Genomic DNA, 18,066 nt, shown 5'->3' with positions numbered 1-18,066 from the left:
CGGTAATCACTAAAGCCCTCAGCGTTCGTGAGGCGATGCGGCTCGCCTCGAACGGTCAACCATTCGAGGCGAGCCTTCCCCGTGCACCCATGCGCCGCCGCCACGTCGCGGGGCAGGGCCCATCCTAGGCGTTCGCGCATCGCGCACACCGGAGCCGCGCCTAGCCGCAATCTGATCCGAAATGGAACCCATATTCAGCGCAATGCCAAGTGACGCAGGGCTTTTTGCATGCGAACCGGACTGACTATCCGACTGCACAAACGTTCCCACGAAGGACCACCATCCGGTAGCCGTCGCGTTCGAGGCGGCGTGGCGCAACAGTTCCAGCCTCCCTTTCCCCGGACCGCTGCCCGGGGCGGCGACGATGGAGTATAGGTGTACTGACCTGAAAGGTTGGGAAAGCGGCTGGCTGGCGGATGTCCGCCGAGTGCTGTGTGGCCCCGATGGTGATTGTAGGTATGCAGCCAGTCGGTGAAAGCGGCGCGGCGTTCGGCTTCGGACCGGCAGGGACGTGCGTTAGCCCATTCCTCGAGCAGGGTGCGGTTGAACCGTTTGATCTTGCCATTGGTTGGCGGCCGGTAAGGCCGGGTGCGTTTGTGGGTGGCGCCGGTGGAGGCCAGCTCGGATCGCCAGAGCTGCGACCTGTAACAGGATCCGTTGTCGGCGAGGACACCCTTGATGGTAATTCCCCTGGCGGCGAAGTACTTTCGTGCCCGCCCCCAGAACGCGACAGCGGTTTCCTTGCGTTCGTCGGGCAGTATTTAGCTGCAGGCCAGGCGGGAGTGGTCATCGACGGCGTTGTGCAGGTAGCTGCAGCCGACATGGCTGGCACCATTGCGGCGCAACACTTTTCCGGGTGGGCTGGTGCGGTTGCGTGATCCTGCGCGGCGGCCGAGGACGCAGTGGTCCGCAGCCGTCGGGGATGTTGCCGAGTTTCTTGATGTCGACGTGGATCAGGTCGCCCGGGAGCGTCGTGTTCGTAGCGGCGCACGGGTGCGGAGGTCGCGCGGTCGAGCCATCGAAGCCGAGCGATCCGGTAGCGGGCCAGGACGCGGTGCACGGTCGAGGGATGTAAGCCGAGCAGGTAGGCGATGCGGGCCGGTTCCCAGCGGCGTTGCAGCCGGATCTTGATGATACGGCGCTCGGTACGGGTGGGAGTGCGGTTCGGGCTGTGGCGCGGGCGGCTGGACCGGTCGCTCATGCCGGCATGGCCGGCTGCCCGGTAGCGATCGGCCCAGCGTTTCGCGGTGGTCGCCGAGACTTGGAATCGTTCGGCGGCGCGGCGTAGTGGCCAGCCGTCGTCGACGACGCACCCGGCCAGCCGTAACCGGCCCAGTTCGGTCAGTGGGGCGTTACGGTGGGACACGAAGACCTCCGGAGTGGATGCGTTCCTAGACCGCTCGCACTTCACTCGGAGGTCTTCGTCATGTCAGCTCGCCACGCCGTCACCAACGTCCGTGGTCAGTACACCTAGTCGATACCCACAACGTTGTCCGCTTCGATGACGAAGTCCCGCTCGCCACTACCGCGAAATCGGATGGCCTGATCGAGCGACTACCAGCACCGGTAACCGCACCGGTCCGCCCTCGCCCACCTCGGGCTCACCGCCGACTAGGAGTACGTATCGGTCGCTATGCCGCGGCCAACGGTGTCGGCGCGGGCACTCCACCCGCGGTCCGCTCTCCCCGCTCCGGCCAACCCCAACTGACCGACGCCGAACGCTTGGGTGGACTCGCACGAACCGATCACCACTACGGCGAGGATGTCGCAGGGACGTGTCATTGCCAATGGTCAGCGTGACTTTCGTGCTCGTACCCGACCAGGCAAGAAACAGCCTTGTCTTTCCTGCCCACTGCCCCGGCGACCCCAAACAGGCCTGCGGCAAGAAGGTATTCGATCTCCGCAGCGAAAACACAGGGAAGATGGAAGGCATGAGTATCTCGCTGGATCAGGCCGACGCTATAATCGCGTCGGCCCGCGATACCGCGGCACAGCTGGGCCAACCTGTCTCGATGGCGGTCGTGGACACCGAGGGCAGGTTAGTGGGGTTCGCTCGCATGGACGGCGCACCCACGTCGTCGATCGATGCTGCCAACCGCAAGGCCGACGCTGCCCGTGCCCTGGGATTCGACACCGTGCACTTCTCCGGAGCCGCTCAACAAGGGCAATCGCTGCTGGGCGGCCCGAAGCAGTCGGGTGCGCACTCGCTGGTACCCAACGGCGGAGGGGTGATCATCCGGATCGGAGGCACGATCTCCGGCACCTTCGGCGTATCCGGGACGTCCTCCTCGATCACCGATCACAAGATCGCTGCGGCCGCGGTCGCCCGGTTGAGGTAAACGGGTCGACGATCAACTGGCCGTGGGTGGGTGCACGGCGAGATCTCGCGAACGCCCCGAAGAGCGCGACCGCAGCGACACGACCGAGAAGGCCTGGTTGGCGGGGTCGGGCGCGGATCGGTCGTCTCACAGCGAACAACCGACCTGAGGCCTGCCGCGGTCGGCGCCGGGGCGCTGTGCGAGGTTACGCGGGCCGGCCTTCGCCCGTCGGTGCATGATGATGGCAATGACAGGCAGCAGGGTCCACTGCAGCAGCCGCGTGCCGACGCGGCTGTACATCCGCCACCGGATCACGCTGTGTTCGACATCGACGGGGCTGAGGTCGATTTCCATGCGGGGCCGAAGCAACGCGAGATTTCCTTCCGTGGCCAACCGCACCGGCGCACAGGCCTCGCACACGCGCACTGGGATCGTCAGTGTCGCACCTATCGGAGGGTGACCGTTTCGAGATAGCTCTTGCCGACTACTCCGACAGCTAGCTCGTCGGTGCCGGTGACACGCGGACACCCTTTCCGACCGGCCTACCGTATTGAACGAAGTTTCGCCGCGGCGCCGGGTGGCTGCTGTCTCAGCGCGGCGAACTCGACGAAGCCGAACTCTGGTGCCGACGCAGCACCGAGGCGGGCTTCCCCAACGCCATGAACAACCTCGGGTCCCTGCTCGAAAGGCGTGGTGATCTCGCTGGAGCCGAAACCTGGTACCACCGCGCCGCCGACGCCGGGCACGCTGGCGGAATGAACAATCTCGGGTGGGTGCTGCACCGGCGCGGGGAACTTACAGATGCCGAAACCTGGTATCACCGCGCCATCGATGCCGGCAACACCGACGCCATGAACAACCTCGGAGACCTCCTCGCACAACGCGGAGAACTCACAGAAGCCGACATCTGGCGCCGCCGCGCTACCGAAACAAGCACATGAAACGCAGGTAGTCGTTGAGCCGGTTCGCCGCTCGGGTACCGGCGCATACGAAGGGCAAGAGTCTCGACCATCTCAGCGCTGGCCGCGATGAGCTCCGACTCCCGCGGCTCAGCCAGGCTGATGCCATCGCCGCTAGTTTGCAGATCGTCTAGGACGCGTCGAAACCTGCTGCGATGCAGGCGATATGGACAGATCCGTCGGTACCGGCTTGCCTACACCACAACAAAGATCCTGACGGAAATCGTGCGGCGGACCGGGAAGAAGTGGCGGCGGCGTCAGTTCCGATACCGGCTCAGCCCTGGGCAATGCGCACCGACTTTTTCTTCAAATTCCTCCGGTAAGTGCGGCACACCGGTAAAGGGTTCGACATCAAATTTGAGCTGTCGGGCCGAAAGGCGATTCATGACACCATCGGAACCAGCTTCGAAAACCTCCTCTTGGCCGGTAGCCGCATTTGCTGAATCGTCATACACAGTCAGTCGAAATCTTGTCAGCCGCAGATGACCATCAACACGCTCACAGGTGAAGCCCCCGAATTCGAACCTGTTGTATTCCCGATCCGGGTTTTCGGCATGCAGCAGCAGCATTCCCTTCTGGTAATCTTTGATCGCTTCGAACTTGCCGTTGACGAGTTTTATCGCGATCACTCCACCGATGTCGACCACGATGTCGCCTCGGCCGTCGCCGTCGATATCACTGATTCCGAGCCAACCCCACCCTGATCCAGTTCCGGTATCCACGACACCGCTGACGAAGCGACCGTTGCCGAGTTGACCGTAGAGTTCGAGCGAATCGGAGCGACTGGATTTATCCAATACCAGCCCGATTTTGTCCACTTTGCCGTCCGCGTCGATGTCGCCCTCGCGGATACCCAGACAGGTTCCAGACGGGCAGATGTCTTTTATCGTGACGGGCAGGCGCTCGGAACTTGTACTTGAGCTCGCGTGCGGATGTGGCTGCGGAACTTCGATAGCGACAACGTCGTCTGCAATCTTGTGCCGACCTGAATGATATTCGGCGAACAGAGTACCGACGAGATTCACCTTGTCATGTAGGGCAACGACGAGATTCACGCTGTCGTTCAGTTCCCGCTTCGCTACTATTCCCTCGCGTGAAACCTGCACCCATCGGGTCTCTTTGAGAACCCATTCAGTGGGAAGTGTTGTCATACTTTCGGTTCCATCGCACACACCAGCCAACATCACCGCATGCAGATTTCCGGACTCGTCCCACCACAGGTCCGAGACGACAACTTGGGTGTCGACACCACGCCGATATCCCGGCGGATCTAGTGCCGACAAATCCGTGTTCACAGCCTCCTTCCCGTCCAGTGACAGCAGCAGGACTTCATGACGTGCGGCGCAGTCGTTCTGAACGCTGCCGACGATCAACGCGACAGCGAACACCGGCGAACCGGTGGACGCGTCTTTGATTGCCGCGGGTCCGTCACTATAAGAACAGCCGGAACCGCCTCCGTAGCCTGGGATCTTCCGTTTTCCTATTCGATCGAACGACCCATCCGAGCGCAACAGCAGAAACCGATTCTCGCATTGCTCGGCAAACGCGCCTACCAGCGCACCGCCGGGAGTTCCAGCGAGGACAAACGCCTCCTTGATATTGCCATTCATTTCACCTTTTACATCTCCACGGACAGCGGTGGCCAGTTCGACAGCAGGTCTGTTGTTCGATAGAGCGAAACGCAGGATCCCGAAACCATGCGTACTGTAGTCTTTAGTCAGCTGACTGGCCATTATCAGATCGTTTCCGATCGCGGCCAGCCCTACACAAAGAGGACATGGAAGTCGTCGCGTATTTCCGCTGTGAGAGTCGATGACAACGAGCGTTCGTTTTTCCGATCGTAGTTCGACACCGGGTTTGTCATTGGTCAGAATCGTGGCATATCGTCCGTCCTGGGTCCAGACGATCCCGCCGTAGCTTTGAGAGAACGAGATCTTCTCGCGAATCGGTTCGCGGACTCCACGGACCACGACCAACTCGGTGGCGGTCGCATAGGCGAACGTCGAGGGTTCAATGACCTGGACGTTCGAGGCGGCTACCGGCGCGACCGACGCTACCAGCACCAGTGCCGCCAGTAGACGAATTTTTGCTGACGCGAGCACGCGTACACTCCTTGCCTGAAATCCTGTCAATTTCCGCAGGCCACCGCGTAGTCATCGGCAGGGACCTCCTGCATTTCCCAGCCTTGTCCACTTTTCGCTGCGATCTTCTTCAGGACAGAGCTGTAGCGAAGTTTCCCGACATCCGCGGCGATGTCAGCAGCGACGTTATGGCGGCGAAGCCATTGGGGACACGCCCATGCCGTGACCTGAAATAGATGGCCGTGGTTGCTGATGGTTTCGGTTACCGAGCTCTCGGCGCCGGCCAGTCGATACTCGACTTCGATGTCGAAAGAAACAGACGCCGAGTCGGCATAGAAGTAGGTCATGAGCACTTTGCGCTCTCCCGGCATGATGCCCAGAAGTCGCGACTCGAAGAAGGCCGGATCGTTGATATTTCCTTCGGAACCGCCACCGGAGCGAGCGATCGGCTCGGAGTAATCGAGCCCGAACCACATCGAATTGTCTTCCGGTCCAGCTCCTGAGGGCGGTATCCAGATCGCAGTGCCCAGTTTTATCGGAGACCGAACTCGATGCGCTGGTCTGACAGCCAGAATATCTACTTCTTCGGAACTGGAGTTCGTGACCTCTACTGCCACGCGGACGTATCCCGCATACCAACCGTACTCACGCAGACTGTCATGATCCTGATACTGGACGTCGTTGCGTACCAGCTCCGCGAATTCGGCCGCCTTTTCCCCGGCTTCGGGCGGGAAGATATAAGTCAATTTCCCAGCGCTTTGACCGAGGCCGTACACCTTGAGTGAGACCGCACTGGCGGGGATCGAACCTCTCGCATCGCCGCCTTCGTTGCCGATGATCTTGTACGCTCCGACGGACACGACGACAGCCATCAAGACGAGCAGCGCCAGCGGGATACGAAATCTCGTGAACATCGCCCGCACGGAAGCTGGCGGCTTCGGTCTTGCTGATGTCTCCGGCGGGGTGCCGGGTCGACGTTGTGTCGGATCGGAACCCGACGGCATGTCTGATATCGGGGTAGCCGTCAGCGCGCGAAAGATCTCGTAGCCCGGGACACGATGATCCTTGGCTGCCTCGTCGACGAGTCTGCGCAGGAGTCCTCGATTGGTGGCCGTCTCGCAGATCGATAGCCACACGTCGGCCATCGGCTGTCCGAAGTAGATGTCCTGCTTCGCAATTCCGGTGTGTGACAGGAGCCGATACGCGTCCTGAGCCAGTGGATACCCGTTCCCCAGGGCCGCGAGCAGCTCCTGGGCCTGCGGATCGTTGACATCGAACGGGCGCCGATCGAGAAACGACATCCTCATCCTCTCCTACGGCCAGCCGATACCCGCGGCGGCCAAGCCCTCCACTGCGCGCGAGACGCGCGTTCCCTGATTGAACCCCTGCGGATCGGCGCTGTTCGATGTCTGGCCGTGGTGCAACGCCACAAGCTGCCACTGGTTGTCGAACACCGGCGACCCCAACGACCCGCCTTCTGTGTCGGTCCAGTACTGCACCGCGTCCCGATCGACAAGGCGCACGAGGTTGTGGGCCGGACCGTCGATATCGACGGTGGGCGGCAAAACCCCGCAACGCGAGGCGTCTCGATCAGATACACATGGCACCACAGCACCCAGCGCCCAGCGGTCCATTTCCAGCTCCCTCGCCGACCGCAGTTCCGTACGCACCGTGTCGAATTAGCGATCAGCTTGCTGCCGATCCGGCGACAGTGTCAAGAACGCCCGGTCTCTTTGGTATTGCAACGACACTCAGCTCCGCAGGTGTCCTCGTCACCGGTGCGGACTTCGCGACGGGCACCGACAGCTCCGCTCAGCTGCGCTGTCTGCCAGAACCCGTACCAACCCACCCGGATCGGATCGCCACGCGCTGCCGTCACCGCGGTCAACACATTGTGCAATCCCTGTGTGCGGACGCATTGCAGGTACAGAACAAGCTCGAGCTCTCACCCGATGAGAACTTCATCCCCACCGCGTGCCAGCACCCAATGATGCAGCGCGACATCGCCGCATCCACAGGCAAGGACATTCCATCCAAGCGCGAAATCCGTAGCTCCTGTCGCGACGACGGCGTTGCCGCCGTCGTCGCGCTCGACCAGGACGACTGGTCCTCCGCTGTTGGGGAGAGTGTTCTTCAGATCGCTGCGGATGGTGAGTCTCCGAACCACGAGGCACTCGAACCTGTTGGCCCACAGAATTCCTCGGCAGTGGCCGGACGGTTACGAGCGCTGCTTGTGCGCATCGACCTGTGCGGTTTGTGCCGGGGGCAGTAGCCCTGCAGCAGCGTGACCGACGCCAACGCCTCGTGTGGTTGACGACCCGAGCTGTTGCCTACGCAGATTGCCGACATCAGGACCCCGGCGACTATCCAGGAAAGAGACTGACCTCGTACTGTCCCAGCGACGGGTGAATGGGTGCGGTGATCACGCCGTCGAATCGGAACATCGAGCGGCCCTGCCAACTGATGGCTGTGAGCGTGCCGCTGTAGGTCGAATCCGTGCCGAGAGTATCTCCATTCCCCGTCACGGTGTTTCGGCAGTTCATGGTGGCAGCTCCGCCGAGCTTCCCGATCAGCACACAGTCAAGTGTCGCGCGCACAGCGCCTGCGACTTCCTCGTTTCGGAAAGCGAACCCCTCTGCCGTGTGACTGACAGCGCCGGCGATGTCGCTGCCCAGCGATCGCATTGTCCACGGTCCGGACAGGTCCAGCGGTCGGCTGTCTGTCGAGGTCGTGGCTGTCGAGGACAATGACGTAGTCGGCGGCGCTGTGGTCACCACAGGTGAGGTACTCGATTCGACCGACCCTGCGGTGCGCTCGGTGTCGCGGTCACCGATCGAACCGACGGGACGGTCGAAGGCAACACCGGTGCGGAGATCGATCAACACCAGCACGGTCAACAGGGTGCCGGTCGGCCGCATGGCGGCAATTGCCTTCTCGTCGAACCCGTTCCACTTCACACCGAGATACTGCGGCGTCCCGGAAACGTTCTGCATCGCGATCAGCGGAGACCCACCGGCCAGCCGGATTCTAGGCACCCCGAGGCCATCGACGAGGACGGCGGTACCGGACTGCAGGACGGCCTGGCGTGGGACGGGCGTGTGTCCGTCGAGCCCGTGATCGGTGACCCTGATGTCGAATCGGAGAACGACCGGAGTCAGCGCGCGCAGATAGGCGCCGAGTCCGGCCACGGTGAGCGAGCCGCTGCGGGTGACTGCCGGGTCCTTGTTGAGCACTTCCACCAGTGCCGCAGCGGTTTCCGGGTGCCCTTCGAGGTGCCCCGCGAGATCGTCACGACGCGAGATCGTCACATCACGCTCGCCTGCGTACGCCCCCGGCTCCGCGCCGTCGAAGGGCACCGCGCCCGCACCAGAATTGTGCACTGGCAGTGCTGCGCTCGACGGATGTGGAACTGGCTGCGTTGGCTGTGGGCCAGCTGGCATGAACGGCAGTGCGCCGAGGGAGTCGTAGCCTTCCAGCACGATCTCGCCGCCCGACTGCTGGTTGGGCGCAAGAATCACCACACCGATCGCCACCAATGCCACCACCGCTAGCACCGCAGTCACCAGGCCAAGGAGTCGGGCTGTGTTCTTTTGCGGCCGTACTGCGGGAACCGGCAGCGGCGATCGCGTGCTCGCCTCGACCGGGGTCTGGGCCAGTCGCGCGAAGATCTCGTGACCGGCGCTGTTGGGATCGGCAGCGATACCGCTCACCAATGCGCGCAACCTGCCCTGATTGGCGGCGGCGCGGAGTACGCGCGGCCACACGTCGGTCATCGCGTCATTGAGTGCGATGTCCTGAAGGCGGATGCCTGCGCGGGAAATCGGTCGTTGCGCTTGTGTCGCAAGGGGATACAGATGCCCTAGTGCGTCGAGCAAGTTCTGCGCTTCGGGGTCGGCGGGGTCGAACGGGCATCGGTCGAGCAACGACATTCGCGCAAACCTCGTGTTCGTGGACCCCAGGCTCGGCAAGCATAACCGCCGCCACGGCTGACGAAAGAGAATCAGGTGGCGCCAGTGACCCCGCGGCTCATCGCGCCGATCCTCGAAACAAGCTGCCGCTTGGTCACTTCGATCGATGCACCGCTCTTCGGCCGGACCGGAGTCAACCCCTGGGGATGCTCGACGGTTTCGCGTAAGCGCACCTGCGGGAGCCTCGAGTCGTCGAATCGACGAAAGCGCAGCTATATCCCCGGCGGAGATCCATTGGTCCCAGCCCATCCATCGACAGGATCGCCAGTGCGCGGTACTCAGCGCTCGCGGTAGGTTGGACTGTGTTGCCGGAGTCGTACTCGTGGGGGTCGGGGGATGTCGCTGCTGGACCGCTTCCGCTTCGACGAGCAAGACCCTGCCACGAAAGATCTTCTCAATGCCCTGTGCGTGGCCTTTCCCAAATCACCGCCTGACCGATTACTGCGGGCCGCCGGCCTCGCGTTGCACGAGATAGACCTCACCGGCGCGATGGTCGATGTGTGGCCGCGGATCTGCCGAAACGCCGCGGCCACACAGCGACTGCGGACACTGATCGAGACGATCGCCGCAGACCCTGGCACCACAGGCTTCACGGTTCTACAGGACCTCGCCCGGACACCAGCGGCGCCGCTTGGTGGCACAGGTGCGTCTGTGAGCGCGGGGTTGATGCGCACAGCCATGCGCGAGCGCCTCGAACTCGATCCTGAAGTTATGCCCACCATGCAACGCGCGCAGCAACTGACGCGCTCACTGCACCGCGATGTCACCGAGGTCGACACTCTCGTTCTGATCGGAGAGGGAGGGCTCGGCAAGAGCGTGCTGCTCGGCCAGATCTTCGACGCGGTCATTGAACAGGCCACGGGGCAAGCAATTCTGGTTCCCTGCAACCGGGTGTCGTCCACGGCGGCGTTGAATACCGTGGCCGACATCGATCAGGCATTCGGAGCCGCAGCGCTCGACCAGCCGGACGCACCACCGCTGACCGACCTGCTGAGAAACATCGCCTCTGCAGGCGACGTGCACGTTCTCGTCGACACAGTGGACCTGGTTGTGCGCGAACGCAACGCCGACGCCATCGCCGGGCTTCTTCGCAGGATCGCCGGACTCGGGCACCTGGTGTGGACATGCCGCGATCACGAGTGGACGAACTATCTGCGTACCGCCCGCGGGATCGCCGAATCGCAATATGTGATGCCGTTGCTCACCGGCGAGGAAATCACAGCATGGGCCTGCGCCTTCGTCTGCTCACGCGCCGAGATCACCGACGACGCCGGCACACACTTCATTGCGAGCCTGGCCGAACCGGGTGCATCACAAGTCCTGGCCACCCCTCTTCGTCTGGCCATGGCCTGCGAGGTGTATGCCGAATCTGGCGCAATCCCTGACGATCTCACCGTCACCGCCCTCTACGACGACTACTGGACCAAGCGGATCGCCGCCGATCGCCACGGCCGAGGCGCACGCAGCGCCAACGCACGACGCCAAGTCGCGGCCGCGAACGCACTCGCCGAAGAAACGTGGCTCGAGAGCGAACAACGCTTCGCCACCTCGGTATCCGGGCGGCTCAATACCGACGAGGGCGCCTTTGACCTGCTGCTCAGCGACGGCGCGGTAGTCACCGCCGCTGACCGTTACAGCTTCTTCCATCAGACCTTCGGCGAGTACGCGGTGGCCCGCCACCTGCGCCGGATCGGGACCGCCGCTGATTTCGCCCGGCTGCGCACTGGCCTCGACGGCTCACTGGTCCCAGCGTATTGGCCGATCGCCCGGCACTTGCCCATGCTGGCCATGGACGACAACCGCTTCGACGATGTCCGTGCCGCGATCCCCTTGTCCGAAGTCGAAGGAGTCAAAGCCCAACTGGCGGGTGCGTTCGCACGCCGATCGCCACAGCAGGTTTTGCGCATCGCCGCGGACGTCCCCGCCGATGCCGGCGCTGTCATCGACGCCAATGCCACCGTGCTCGCCAACGCACCTGCGGCGTGCCACCGCGCCGCTCTCGAGGTGCTGATCGTCCGGATCGAACGCGCTCAGGGGCCGCAACTGTCCGGGGTAGTGACCGGGGCAGCCCAACTGATCGCACAGATCACGGCGCAGGAAAGACCTACTGGGATCGGACAGGTGCTGGACGCCCTGTGCCCGCGCACCGACGTAGCCACGGCTGTGCTCTCCTCGACATCGAGGGCGTTCATTGCGGCAGTGGTGGCCGAGGGCGTTGACAACGCGACCGCGACGGCGTTGATCGACCGCTACGAAATGCTGCCCCCGTCCGCGCAACGGGTCGTGCTGCGGGCAATCACAGAAATGGGACCTGCTGCGCGCGATATCGACCTGATCGTCGCCGCTGCCCGATGTGCCTGCCCGGAAGGTTCCGTCGACGACCTGACCGCGCTGCTGATCAGATGCCAGCACCTCCCTGATTTCCGAACCCGCCTCGGCTGGTTCACCTGGCACGACATCTTGACTGCCGAACTGTTGGCCCGGTGGGACTCATGCCAGGTGCGTCTGGTGGCGCACCTGTGTACCGATCCCGGCACCGCGGGCGAGGTATTGCGGTATGCGACCGCGGGCGAGGTTGCGCGCGTGGCGGGCGACCGCTGCGTCAACGTCGCAAAATACATCGCCGACACACACCGGGAACTGGCGCTGCGCACGGTGACAGCTCTCGGTCGCACTCCCACCACGACCGCGGTCGGCGTCGCCTGCGCTGTCGTCAACCACACCGCGGACTCGTTCGATCGTGCAGAACGGCTCGCGGTGACGCGGGTGCTGTCGCAATGGATCGACACGATGCCACGCAAGGTATGGCCCTCGGCGGTGAAAGCCTGCGGCACCCAGGATGATTTACTGTCGGATCGGTTGCGCGCCCTGGTCGCGTTCCGTGATCAGGGCGGCGACGCTTCGGCCGTCACCAGCGCCTACGACACCTTCCTCAACATCACCGCGCACACACCGGCGGTCCTCGCTGAACTCGCCGCGGACTTGCGCACCCTGGTATCTGGTGCCGACCCGGCCAGTCGAACCAGTCGGGCTCGCCTTGACGGGCTGGTCTGCGGCTACGACCCCAGTACCTGGACGCGGATCGTGGAGTACGCCCACGATAGAAGCACCAACGTCGCATCGGCGGCGATGACGGCGGTCAGCACCGCGCTGATGCACTGGCCGGCGGCATCAATCGGCGACGATGCCGCCGCCTGGCTGGTGGGACTTCTGAACTCACCGCACACAAACTCCGTACGCATCGTGGCGGGCAAACTCCACGATTTGCGCAGCCAGATCGTGCTGAACCGATCGCACGCTGAGCAGCTGTTCGGCCGCCTCGAGCGCTCGCTCGACGCGGGCGAAGACCCGCAGACCGCCGAAGCCCTGCTGACACTGCTGATCGATATCGACCGCGCCGGGCATGGTCCTGCCGGTGCTCTCACACCGGAAATGGCCTCAGCGATCCTGGCCGCCTTGCGCGCCACCGTCCACCGACTCCTGCCAGAGGCAGTTGCTCAGCGCCAGCGCCGCCACTTGCCGGCACTGTTCGGCACCTACAAACAGTCATTGACGGCACTGGGACTGCCGCACTTGGGCGTGGGCGCAGTCGAGGACGAGGTGGCCCAACTCCTGGTGAGCGTCGATGTCGGACGTATCGCCAGCCGATCTCAACGTCCGCTCGCGCATCTTCTCATCGTGCTGGCCCGCGCCGACGCACAGTTCCTCACCCGCCTCGAGGACCTGTGGCCAACAGTCTCGGTCGCGAACCGGGCTGCGATCGCCGAGGCATTCATCACGATCGAGACAGCGACCCCGGGCCTTCGCAGCCTCGCACTGGCTCGTCGACCCGATTGCCCGCCTGGCGTGGCGGGCAATATTCACCGGCAGTTCGGGTGAGCGGAAGGCCGCCCTCAGACCAGATCGATGCCGGCGCTCTGCAGTCCTGAGACCACGCGCCCGATGGTGGTGCCGAAGTTCTTGCCCCGTGCGAGTTCGGTCGACCCGGCACCGGCACGGTGCAGCGCAACGAGATTCCAGTCGTTGTCGAACACCGGAGCGCCGGAGGAACCCGGTTCGGTGTCGGTCCAGTACTGCACCACTCGGTCATCGACATGGCGGACCAGATTGTGGTGGATGCCGATCTTCTTCAGGCCACCGCTGGGGTGCTGGATGATGTTGACGCGATCATCCTCCACCACAGAAGCCGATGCGGTGAGCCCGATCACGGGGATATCGTCGGGCAACGCCGAATCGGTGCGGATCACCGCCCAGTCATCACGTGGCTCACCGACGATGGTCTCGACTCGACCCTGAAAGATCAGCGGTTCGCGGAGCTGGTTGTCGGCACCCAACTCATAGTGGAACCACGCCTGCACCTCCCTCGCAGGCGGAGCGGAGTCGCGTTTGATGTCGTAGAGCACATGGTGGTTGGTCAGCAGTAGGTCAGCGCCGATGCGGAAGGCCGTGCCGTAGTAGCGTCCGGATTGCATGGTCACCAGCAGCCGACACACCGCGGCCGCGACGGCCGCTCCTCGCGCCATGAACGCCACGTCCAACAGGGTCGGTTTGTCGAAGATCTGAGCTTCGAGATATTTGGGATCGTCTGATCCGTACCAATGCGGCCGGGAATCGGCTGCGGCAGGGGCTTCGACGATGGGGGCGGGACGCACGAGTTCGCCGATACGTCCGGCGATAGCTGGGCGGTCCTTGGCCGCCGCGTCGACCAGATCCCGCAGACGGTTCTGGTTGCGTGCGAGGTTGAGCAGGTCATGCCAGACACCGACCATCGGCTGGGACCAATTGAGGTCAGCGGGCGATATGCCGACCTGTAGCACCAGCCGCTCGACCTCAGGGTCTCGGTAGTAGCTACGGGCGAGGATGTCGAGTAGCTCCTGGGCTTCCGGGCGAGTCCAATCGAAGGGCAGGGTGTCGAGCAGATCGGTCACAGGACGTGGCTTTCAGTCGGTGAGCGGGTTTGTGCGCATTGGGTATTCGCAGTGTAGGAGGATCATGGGTGCCCCCGTCCTTGAAGCCGTACGACATCGGAATTCGCTGGCACACCAAGCCGCGGCAGCAGTGAACGCTTCACCGACTATCCGCCGTGACCCCGTGGTCAGCGAACACCGCCAGATGACGTCAGTACCCGGCCTTCGATCCCGACAACAGCTCAGCTGGTTGCTCCGGCGCAATCTCGCCAGCTGCCCCGCTGCCCGAACTATGAAGGACGCATCTGACGTGGCGATCACGGACAACGCCTTCAACAACGACGAGTCCCGGTTCAGCCGACTCCTCACCACACTCGCGCACCTGATGCTGTGCGCGCTCGCAGCAGTCGCGGCAGCGCATGTCACCACCTATTTCGACTACCAGGCACCCTCATCGAGCTCACGATCCTGATCGGGAACGCCGTTCTGCTTATCGGACTGATACACAACGACTTCCAGCGGCTGTGCGTGCACTGCATGCGGGAGGTCCCTGCCGATGCCGGCCGACGCGCTGAACGCCAACAGCGGTTGCTGTGGCTGCGACACTGGGTGAGCACGACCCCTCGGGTGCTGCTGGTCGTGGCGATGATCAGCGTGCCGGTGTTCGTTGTCCATTCGTCGGTCTGCTGCGAGTGGTGTCGTTGCCCTCGATGCGCTCTGGGCAGCCTTCATGTACTCGGTCTGGTTGCATCACAGGCTGCGTCCGTGGTGCCCCTACTGCCGCGACTGGGACCAGGACGGTGCCCCCGAGCCGTCGCCTGACCAGGTGACGAAGGCAGCGTGTGAACTGCCCGCTCAGCTGACCGGCACTCACGCTGAGATCCGGCTACACCAGACCTCGCTGTCTGAGGAACGCGTACGCGCTACCGGATACCGTGAACGACTCGGCAGCACTGCGCGTAACCCGGGCAACATCGCGCAATTTCGCTCCATCACGAGTCGACGGACTGCATATGGGGCAACCGAGCCACGGTCAATTCGACAGGAGAGGCCCTGGCTCTCACTGGGCGGCGAAATCGATGTCCATCAGCGATCTTCGCGACCCCGGTACGTGGCAGAGTCAGGAGCTACGATGGCGTGTGCACCTCAGGCTTGCTTTTAGTCTCCGTTCTGCACCGACGAGAACGTCGCCTCAGGCCACTGAGATTCGGGGATGCGGCCAACGGAACCCACTGCAGCGCTTTGCCTTTCCCAGGGCAATTTTGCCGAACCGAGCAAGACCACCCACCCTCGTAATACTGTCTCGCTATGGATATTTCTGAGGGTGTCCAAGCTCGGCTCGCGCTCCACAACGCCACTATCGAAGACAGCGACGTTGAGCTGCGTGCCGAACTAGCCGAGACCCGCGCCGTCACCTCTGAGACCGAACTGGCGGCGGTTCCCGACACCCGCGAAACACTCGACGGCACACCGTCGTCGAGCCCGGCGGAGGAGTTCGGCGGGGTGGGCTTCCACACCGAGACGATTGTCGTGCGAACAGGCCGCCCCGTGCTGACCATCCATCGTGACGCCGCACAGCTGAGCTTCACCGATCCCGACAGCGAGGTCTGGCGGACCCGTCTGAGCGCGGCTTCTGAGACCCTGATCCGCGCCGCACGCGCCGTCGGCAGGATCGAGGTCACCGGCCACGACGCCTCATGGCTGGGCACCGGATGGCTCCTGGCACCGAACGTGATCGTCACCAACCGCCACGTCGCCCAAGAATTCGGGCGCGCCGCCGGTGGCCAATTCGTGTTCCGTCAAGGCCTTTTCGGACCGATGACCGCCTCCATCGACTTTCTCGAAGAAGCGAACCGCCCCGAAGACCTGACCTTCGCGATGACCGAGATCCTGCACATCGAAGACGACGCCGGCCCCGACATCGCGCTGTTGCGGGTGGATCAAACCGGTCCGGGCACACCCGCGCCGATACCGATGTCCCAAGACCCGGTGGTGGACGACTTCTGCGCGGTGATCGGGTACCCCGCACGCGACAGCCGGATACCCGATCAAGCGCTCATGGAACAGATCTACGGCAACCTCTACGACAAGAAACGCCTGGCGCCGGGGCGGCTGACCCGTAAGCAAGGACCGGTGATCCTGCACGACTGCACCACGCTGGGCGGCAACTCCGGGTCGGTCGTGGTGTCGTTGACCACCGGCGAAGCGGTCGGGCTGCACTTCGCCGGACGCTTCCTCGAAGCCAACTTCGCTGTCGCTTCTCCGGTGGTCAAACAGCGCCTGGCCGCAGTGCTGGGCAGGCCGGTAAGACCGGCGACTCCCGCGGTCACCGTGGACACTGTCGGTGTCGGCACATTCGACAGTGCCACACCGCCCGCCGGCGGGCCGACGCGGTTCAGTGCTGTCGTGCCTTTGCGGATTACCGTCGAGATCGGAGATCCCTACGCGGACAACACCTCTGCGGTATCTGTTGCAGCGCCCACGACGTCCGCTGCCCCTGCTCCCGGGCTTTCGACCGAGGACCTCGTCATCGAGGGAGTCGCCGCAGATTACCTCGGCCGCAGCGGATTCTCGGAAACATTCCTGGGCTCGGATGCGCCAGTCACGCTGCCGGAGGTCAACGATCGCGACGATGTCCTCATCTTCGATGACAACGGTCACGACGGCACTGTGCTGAACTACGAACACTTTTCGGTCGTGATGAGCAGAACACGGCGCATGTGCCTCTACAGTGCGGTCAACATCGACGGCAAGCAACGAGCCAGGGCCGATCGGACGCAGTGGCGGCGCGACCCGCGCATCCCCAACCACGCCCAGATCAGCAAGGAGTGCTACGGGCTGGCACCCAAGTTCTCCCGCGGCCACATGACTCGACGCGAAGACCCGGTCTGGGGTGCGGAAACCGTCGCCGCACGCGCCAACAACGACTCCATGCACGTGACCAACGCTGTCCCGCAAATGCAAACCTTCAACGCCGGAGTCTGGCTCGACCTCGAGAACTACGCCCTGCAGAACGCACGGCGAGACCAGATGAGGATCTCTGTGATCACCGGCCCCTTCCTCCACGACGACGACCCGATCAAGTTCGACGTGCGAATTCCTGTCGCGTTCTGGAAAGTGATCGTCTTCATCCACGACACCACCGGGGCACTTACCGCGACCGGCTACAGCCTGTCGCAAGGCGAGTTCCTCTCCGAGCAGGAGTTCGTCTTCGGTCAGCACAAGACCACCCAGCGTCGGATCGAGTGGATCGAGCAGAAGGCAGGGCTGTCGTTCGGTGACCTCACCGCGTTGGACCCGTTCCGCGAACCGGAAAGTCCGGACACCGATCTCGACAACGTTCATCAAATCCAATTCGTCTGATGCCGGGTCCATCCGCACCGTCAACCGGCCGCCTGCCGTCGCTGCTGTCGACCGACGAGGACGGCTGACAGCGGGCACACCCGATCTCCACCACACCGACGAGGCCGTAGGGATTGTTGTGTTCGAGGCCCCGCATTCTGCGGAAGGGTGTTGGGTTGGGGAGACGAGGCAACCGAATCCTCGGTCATCAGAACTACGGCGCGGACAGCGTTGGCGCGGTTGCACAGGATCCGAGTAGGCGGGTACTCGTGCGCACAGCAGGCACTAGGACCATCATCGAGGTGACCTTGCCGGACAGAGGATTCGGCCTCACCCCAAGTGGACGAGATGAGCAAACGGGCTTTGAGTTGGCAGGGCCTCAGGCCGCGGGAGCGCGAACCGGCCGCGCCAGAGTTCCCAGCCGAGCTGTTCCAGCGGGGAAGCGGCGTAGCGGGAGCGTCATTTAGGTTCGGACACAACATTCGTGGAGG

Annotated in this window: 12 protein-coding genes and 1 pseudogene; 6 read left to right on the top strand and 7 right to left on the bottom strand. The window is 63.5% G+C overall.

Annotation, left to right across the window (positions count from 1 at the left end):
- Positions 1-377: 377 nt before the first annotated feature.
- Positions 378-1,366 (bottom strand): annotated as a pseudogene (locus ACFVVI_RS07320) (IS481 family transposase); the annotation flags it as partial.
- A 409-nt stretch (positions 1,367-1,775) separates the two neighbouring features.
- Between ACFVVI_RS07320 and ACFVVI_RS07315 the strand changes: the two are divergent.
- Entirely contained in the window at positions 1,776-2,339 is a 564-nt protein-coding gene (locus ACFVVI_RS07315) for a heme-binding protein (protein WP_387444003.1), read from the top strand.
- A gap of 126 nt (positions 2,340-2,465) precedes the next feature.
- On the opposite strand, the gene ACFVVI_RS07310 is transcribed toward ACFVVI_RS07315, so the two are convergent.
- Entirely contained in the window at positions 2,466-2,672 is a 207-nt protein-coding gene (locus tag ACFVVI_RS07310) for a hypothetical protein (protein ID WP_387444001.1), read from the bottom strand.
- A gap of 305 nt (positions 2,673-2,977) precedes the next feature.
- Here ACFVVI_RS07310 and ACFVVI_RS07305 point away from each other — a divergent pair, with 305 nt between their 5' ends.
- The gene (locus ACFVVI_RS07305) at positions 2,978-3,259 is read left to right on the top strand and encodes a tetratricopeptide repeat protein (RefSeq protein ID WP_387443999.1); all 282 of its coding nucleotides are present in this window, start codon (positions 2,978-2,980) and stop codon (positions 3,257-3,259) included.
- 275 nt (positions 3,260-3,534) lie between these two features.
- Here ACFVVI_RS07305 and ACFVVI_RS07300 read toward each other — a convergent pair whose 3' ends face one another.
- Genes ACFVVI_RS07300 through ACFVVI_RS07290 form a run of 3 tightly spaced genes read right to left on the bottom strand, consistent with a single transcriptional unit; the run spans position 3,535 to position 6,992 of the window.
- Entirely contained in the window at positions 3,535-5,379 is a 1,845-nt protein-coding gene (locus tag ACFVVI_RS07300) for an FG-GAP repeat domain-containing protein (RefSeq protein WP_387443998.1), read from the bottom strand.
- Between the two features lie 26 nt (positions 5,380-5,405).
- On the bottom strand, positions 5,406-6,659 hold the full coding sequence (locus ACFVVI_RS07295) for an effector-associated domain EAD1-containing protein (protein ID WP_387443995.1): 1,254 nt from the start codon (positions 6,657-6,659) through the stop codon (positions 5,406-5,408).
- A gap of 12 nt (positions 6,660-6,671) precedes the next feature.
- Positions 6,672-6,992: a hypothetical protein gene (locus ACFVVI_RS07290; RefSeq protein WP_387443994.1), complete on the bottom strand. Its 321-nt coding sequence runs from the start codon at positions 6,990-6,992 to the stop codon at positions 6,672-6,674.
- 77 nt (positions 6,993-7,069) lie between these two features.
- On the opposite strand from ACFVVI_RS07290, the gene ACFVVI_RS07285 reads away from it, so the two are divergent.
- Positions 7,070-7,630: a hypothetical protein gene (locus ACFVVI_RS07285; RefSeq protein ID WP_387443992.1), complete on the top strand. Its 561-nt coding sequence runs from the start codon at positions 7,070-7,072 to the stop codon at positions 7,628-7,630.
- Positions 7,631-7,721: 91 nt separating this feature from the next.
- Here ACFVVI_RS07285 and ACFVVI_RS07280 read toward each other — a convergent pair whose 3' ends face one another.
- Positions 7,722-9,287 carry a DUF6777 domain-containing protein gene (locus tag ACFVVI_RS07280; RefSeq protein ID WP_387443990.1) on the bottom strand — a complete coding sequence of 522 codons (1,566 nt, stop codon included), beginning with the start codon at positions 9,285-9,287 and terminating at the stop codon, positions 7,722-7,724.
- A gap of 375 nt (positions 9,288-9,662) precedes the next feature.
- On the opposite strand from ACFVVI_RS07280, the gene ACFVVI_RS07275 reads away from it, so the two are divergent.
- Positions 9,663-13,205, top strand: a complete 3,543-nt coding sequence (locus ACFVVI_RS07275; protein ID WP_387443988.1) for a hypothetical protein — start codon at positions 9,663-9,665, stop codon at positions 13,203-13,205.
- 14 nt (positions 13,206-13,219) lie between these two features.
- On the opposite strand, the gene ACFVVI_RS07270 is transcribed toward ACFVVI_RS07275, so the two are convergent.
- Positions 13,220-14,254, bottom strand: coding sequence for a trypsin-like peptidase domain-containing protein (locus ACFVVI_RS07270; protein WP_387443986.1), 1,035 nt, complete (start codon positions 14,252-14,254; stop codon positions 13,220-13,222).
- Positions 14,255-14,543: 289 nt separating this feature from the next.
- Here ACFVVI_RS07270 and ACFVVI_RS07265 point away from each other — a divergent pair, with 289 nt between their 5' ends.
- Positions 14,544-14,705, top strand: coding sequence for a hypothetical protein (locus ACFVVI_RS07265; RefSeq protein WP_387443984.1), 162 nt, complete (start codon positions 14,544-14,546; stop codon positions 14,703-14,705).
- Positions 14,706-15,541: 836 nt separating this feature from the next.
- Positions 15,542-17,596 carry a DNA/RNA non-specific endonuclease gene (locus ACFVVI_RS07260; protein ID WP_387443982.1) on the top strand — a complete coding sequence of 685 codons (2,055 nt, stop codon included), beginning with the start codon at positions 15,542-15,544 and terminating at the stop codon, positions 17,594-17,596.
- The last annotated feature ends 470 nt before the right edge of the window (positions 17,597-18,066 follow it).

This window comes from Nocardia sp. NPDC058114 (genome assembly GCF_042884695.1).
Taxonomy (GTDB): Bacteria; Actinomycetota; Actinomycetes; order Mycobacteriales; family Mycobacteriaceae; genus Nocardia.
The sequence above is the reverse complement of the archived record's forward strand: the minus strand, read 5'-3'. Positions and strand labels throughout refer to the sequence as shown.